Below are 5,569 nucleotides of genomic sequence, written 5' to 3' on the forward strand. Positions count from 1 at the left end.
TCACGAGCCGTCCGCACCCAGGTTCCACGCCCGGATCCGCTCCACCGCGCCCGGCTGCAACACCACCGCCCCCGCCCCGTCACCCACCAGGATCGACAGGTCCCGGTCCGCCGGATTCGCCGTCAACGTGTGCGTGTCCGACCCGATCACCAGAATCGGCCGCGGATCCATCCGCATCAGACCCGCCGCCGTCACCAGCGCATACACGAACCCCGCACACTCCGAGTTCACATCGTGCGCACTGCCCGCGATCCCCAGCGCCTCATGGACGAACGCCGACGTCGCCGGCGACGGCTGCTCCGGCGTCGCCGTCGCCACGATCAGATGCGCGATATCCGCACCCGACAACCCCGCACGCTCCAGCGCCCGCCGCCCGGCCTCCACGGCCATCGACGCCGTACTCTGCCCCGGCCCCACCGCCCGGCGCTCACGGATCCCGCACCGCGACACGATCCAGTGCTCGTCCACCCCGAAACGCCGCGCCAGCTCCGCACTGGTCACCACCCGCTCGGGCACCGACAACCCCCAGCCGGTGACATCGAAACCACCCACCGCCCGACCCCCTTCCCCGCCCGCCCCCGGCCCTCAGTTGCCCTCGGCCGCGACGAGCGCCAGGATCCGCCCGTGCACCACCCGCAACGTCGTCGTGTCATCGATGTCCGCGAACAGCGACTCGTCCGCCGGAATGTGCGGGTACTGGTTCTGGAACCCGTACAACCACTCCATCAGATCCAACGAATCCACATCCGCGATGTGCTGCAACGCCGCGTCCGCGTCGATCTCGACCGCACCGGACACCGCCTGCAGCTGCTGCGCCAGGTCCTCGATGCTGGGAATCTGCGACATCAGTGATCGTTCCTCTCCTCGCCCACCCGCCACACGACGGTGGACGCCTGTCGAAAACACCGAATGGAAAACACCCAGGGCCACCCCCCGAAACTTCGCCGACACCCGCCCCGCCCCCACCCCGGCACCCACGGTTCCGCCACCCCGCCCCGCCCCCGCCCCCCTTCCCGGCGCACCGCCACACCCCGCAACCAGGGCACCACGGACACCGACAACAGGAACAGCAACAGCAACAGCAGCGACGACGACCACCGCGACACACACAAGGAAAAGAAACCGGACACCGCCGACGAAACCACCGAACGGACAGACCCGGACAAGCACCAGCCCCCCACCGAAGAAGGAGACCACCCGGCCACGAAGACCACGTGCCTTGTCGAAACCGCATGAAACCCGCCCCCACGCAACCACCCCGCAACCCCCCACCCCCACACCCCCTTGCGCACCGCTTGCGAGACACACGCTTACCTGACCCCCGACACCCCACACCCGCCCGCACACCACCAGGCACCCGACCCACCCACCCACCGGCCGACCGGGCACCACCAGGCACCACCGGCCGACCACCGGGCACCGGCCACCGGCCACCGGCCACCGGGCCGCAACGGTCCGACCGGCCACCCAGCCCCGCAACACCCCGACCAGAACGCGCCGGCCGGGACACGCCGGCCGGAACGAGGGACCGGGGACAGCCAGACCCAGAACCCGCCCCACCCGGACCGCACCCAGCGGCCCGACGCACCAGCGCAACGGACCCAACCAGGTCCCACAGCACGGCAGTTCACGCAGACAAGTACCGACCACCCACCCCCGGCCCAAACCGGACAGGGGCAACGAGGCCGGCCGCACAGCCGCACCACCCGCCTCACGCCCGGACCACACCCACCGGCCCGACGCATGACAGGGGGGCCAGCGACAGCCTGTCGACCAGGCACGGCAGTTCGCACGGGTACACGCCGACCGACCCACCCCGGGGCCCATCCGGCCGAGGGGCAAAGGGGCCGGCCGCACGGCCCGTACCACCCGTCCCGCCCGGACCGCACCCAACGGCCCATCGCACCAGCGCAACGGACCCAACCGGGTTCCACTGCAGGGCAGTTCCCGCAGACAAGTGCCGACCACCAACCCCCGGCCCAAACCGGGCAGGGGGCAACGAGGCCGGCCGCACGGCCCGTACCACCCGTCGCACGCCCGGACCGCACCCAGCGGCCCATCGCACCAGCTCCCGCGGACCCAACCGGGTTCCACTGCAGGGAAGTTCCCGCAGACAAGTGCCGACCACCAACCCCCGGCCCAAACCGGGCAGGGGGCAACGGGGCCGGCCGCACAGCCGTACCACCCGTCCCGCCCGGACCGCATCCAGCGGCCCACCGCACCGCCCAGGCCGGCGGGCCCGACCCGGCGCCCCGGCCCAGCGGTTCACCCCGCTACCCGCGGACCGCCCACCCCGGGCCACGCCCGCCCGCACACTCCCGACCGATTCCCGTCACCACCACACCGAGGGGCCCATCCCATGACCACCGTCGAAGCCCGCTCCATCAACCCCGACGTCGAAGCCATCCGCCACCACTACGAGGTCCCCAACGAGCTCTACCGCCTCATCCTGGGCCCCACCATGATGTACTCCGGCGGCTACTGGGAGGACGGCGAGGACCTCGTCGCCGTCCTCGACGAAGCCCAGGAACGCAAACTCGACGCCTTCACCGACCTCGCCCGCGCCGCCGGCACCGCCAACGTCCTGGACATCGGCTGCGGCTGGGGCACCATGCTCAACCGCCTCACCACCGTCCACGGCGTCCAGCACGCCGTCGGCGTCACCCTCTCCCGCACCCAGGCCGACTTCGTCGACGCCCTCGCCAACCCCGCCATCGAAGCCCGCGTCGAAAGCTGGGAAGACCACCGCCTGCCCGAAGGCCAGGACCCCTACGACGCCGCGTTCTGCATCAACGCCCTCGAACACTTCGTCCTGTCCTCCCTCACCCCCAAAGAGCGCACCCAGCGCTACCGCGTCTTCTTCAAGCAGGTCCACTCCCTCCTCAAGCCCGGCGCCCGCTTCGTCCTGCACACCATGACCGTCGAGAACCCCCCACTGCGCCGCCAACTCCTCGACGACCTCAAGTTCCTCCAGCGCGAGGAGTTCGAAGGCTGCCACATCCCCCGCCTGCCCGAACTCTCCACCGGCCTCGACGGCCTCTTCGAGGTCACCGAGATCCGCAACGAACCCGAATCCTTCGCCCGCGCCTGCCGCGCCTGGCTCGACCTGCTCGCCGCCCGCCGCGACGAAGCCGTCGCCATGACCGACGAAACCACCGTCGCCCGCTTCGAACGCTACCTCGACATCTTCGCCTACACCCTCGAAGAACACATCTTCAACAACTTCCGCGTCACCCTCACCCGCCGCGCCTGACCCCCGACCCAAGGACACCACCCACACCCCGACCCGAGGACGCCATGACCACCACCCCCGCCCCCAACCGCACCACCACCAGCGCCACCACCACCGCCCCCGACGCCACCACCGCGAGCACCACCACCATCACCGGCACCGGCACGGATACGGGCACGGATACGGGCACGGATACGGGCACGGATACGGGCAGCGCCCCCACCGCCCCGGCGGCGGGGGCCACCCCCCACACCACCACCCCCACGCCCGCGCCCGCCGAAGCCGGCGCCGCCACCGGCGGCCCCGCCCTGCGCCACCTCAAAGTCGCCGTCATCGGCGCCGGCATCTCCGGCCTGGGCACCGCCATCGCCCTCCTACGCGCCGGAGAAGACGACTTCCTCGTCTTCGAACGCGCCCACGACCTCGGCGGCACCTGGCGCGACAACACCTACCCCGGCTGCGCCTGCGACGTCCAAGCCCACCTCTACTCCTTCTCCTTCGCCCGCAACCCCGACTGGAAATCCACCTTCGCCACCCAAGCCGAAGTCCACGCCTACCTCAAAACCTGCGCCACCCGCTACGGCGTCGACCCCCACCTGCGCTACGACCACGAACTCCTCGACGCCCGCTGGGACGACACCCACCACCACTGGAAACTGCGCACCACCCACGGCCACTACACCGCCCAGGTCCTCGTCACCGGCACCGGCTACCTCTCCGACCCCGCCATCCCCGACCTCCCCGGACTCGACACCTTCACCGGCACCGTCTTCCACTCCTCCCAATGGCGCCACGACCACGACCTCACCGGCCGCAACGTCGCCGTCATCGGCACCGGCGCCTCCGCCATCCAATTCGTCCCCAAAATCCAACCCCACCTCGCCCGCCTCGACCTCTACCAGCGCACACCCCCCTGGGTCGCCGCCAAACCCGACAAACCCAACACCCCCCGCCACACCTGGATGCTGCGCCACCTCCCCGGCTACCAACGCTTCCGCCGCACCTTCAACAAACACGGCCGCGAAATCGTCGCGTTCTTCATGTCCCGCCCCTCCCGCACCACCGGCATGAAGAACATGGCCGCCGGCCACCTCAACAAATCCGTCAAAGACCCCGCCCTACGCCAACGCCTCACCCCCGACTACACCGTCGGCTGCAAACGCCTCCTCTTCTCCAACACCTGGTACCCCGCCATCCAACAACCCAACGTCGACATCATCTCCGACACCATCACCGCCATCGGCCCCACCCACATCACCACCACCGACGGCACCCGACGCCCCACCGACACCATCATCCTCGCCACCGGCTTCACCGCCACCAACCGCCCCATCGCCCACCGCATCCACGGACGCCACGGCCACACCCTCGCCACCACCTGGAACACCACCGGCATGACCGCCCACCGCGGCACCACCATCCACGGCTTCCCCAACCTCTTCATGATCCTCGGCCCCAACACCACCCTCGGCCACTCCTCCCAAACCGTCATGATCGAAGCCCAGATCACCTACATCCTCCACGCCCTCAAAACCCTCCACACCCACCACCTCACCAGCATCGACGTCCACCAAGAAGCCCAGAACACCTACAACCACACCCTCCAACAACGCCTCAAAAACACCGTCTGGAACACCGGCGGCTGCCACAGCTGGTACACCGACAACCACGGCAACAACCCCTCCATCTGGCCCACCTACACCTGGCGCTTCCGCCACCAAACCCGCCACCTCGACCTCACCAACTACCAAACCGCCACCCACACCAACCACACCACCACCCCCTAACCACCAACCGGCACACCACCGGCCACCCCCGACCCACCCCAGCCCACCCCAGCCCGCCCCGCACCACCCCAGCCCGCCCCAGCCCGCCCCAGCCCGCCCCAGCCCGCCCGGCCCGCACCACCCCAACCCGCCCCGCCCAGATCCGCCGCCCGACCCACCCGGGCGACACCCCCACCACGACCAACAACAACAGCCGACACCACGCAAGCGCCAACACAAGCCCGACCACCGGCAGTACGCCAGCGAGCAGTTCGGGAACCGAACCCGAACCTCCCACGGACAACACGGCAGCAACGACCCGACAAGCGCGCCAACACACGAACACCGGCCCACCGACAACCCACCGGCCGAACACCACCGCAGCGACAACCCCCACCGCCAACACAAGCCCGACAACCGGCAGTACGGCAACGGGCAGCACGGAAGCCGAACCCGGACCGCCGACAGACCGACGGACAGCACGGAAGCGACCAGCGGACCACCGGCACGCGAGCGACACGGAAGCGACGACCCGCGAAGCGGGTACCGACCGCAGCACGCACCCGCCTGG

General features: G+C 70.1%; 4 protein-coding genes. 2 read left to right on the top strand and 2 right to left on the bottom strand.

Annotated elements, in window-relative coordinates:
* Both AC0B61_RS33850 and AC0B61_RS33855 read right to left on the bottom strand, forming a co-directional pair.
* Positions 1-552, bottom strand: a complete 552-nt coding sequence (locus AC0B61_RS33850; protein WP_471745830.1) for a 3-oxoacyl-ACP synthase III family protein — start codon at positions 550-552, stop codon at positions 1-3.
* 33 nt (positions 553-585) lie between these two features.
* On the bottom strand, positions 586-846 hold the full coding sequence (locus AC0B61_RS33855) for a hypothetical protein (protein WP_471745832.1): 261 nt from the start codon (positions 844-846) through the stop codon (positions 586-588).
* Positions 847-2,359: 1,513 nt separating this feature from the next.
* Here AC0B61_RS33855 and AC0B61_RS33860 point away from each other — a divergent pair.
* The gene (locus tag AC0B61_RS33860) at positions 2,360-3,253 is read left to right on the top strand and encodes a class I SAM-dependent methyltransferase (protein WP_471745834.1); all 894 of its coding nucleotides are present in this window, start codon (positions 2,360-2,362) and stop codon (positions 3,251-3,253) included.
* A 44-nt stretch (positions 3,254-3,297) separates the two neighbouring features.
* A complete protein-coding gene (locus AC0B61_RS33865) occupies positions 3,298-5,019 on the top strand; it encodes a flavin-containing monooxygenase (protein ID WP_471745836.1) in 1,722 nt (573 codons plus the stop codon).
* Positions 5,020-5,569 lie beyond the last annotated feature (550 nt).

This window comes from Kitasatospora sp. NPDC023385, from assembly GCF_055664045.1.

Coding starts and splice junctions, on each gene's coding strand:
- AC0B61_RS33860 (WP_471745834.1), top strand. CDS start 2,360: ATGACCACCGTCGAAGCCCGCTCCATCAACCCCGACGTCGAAGCCATC.
- AC0B61_RS33855 (WP_471745832.1), bottom strand. CDS start 846: ATGTCGCAGATTCCCAGCATCGAGGACCTGGCGCAGCAGCTGCAGGCG.
- AC0B61_RS33865 (WP_471745836.1), top strand. CDS start 3,298: ATGACCACCACCCCCGCCCCCAACCGCACCACCACCAGCGCCACCACC.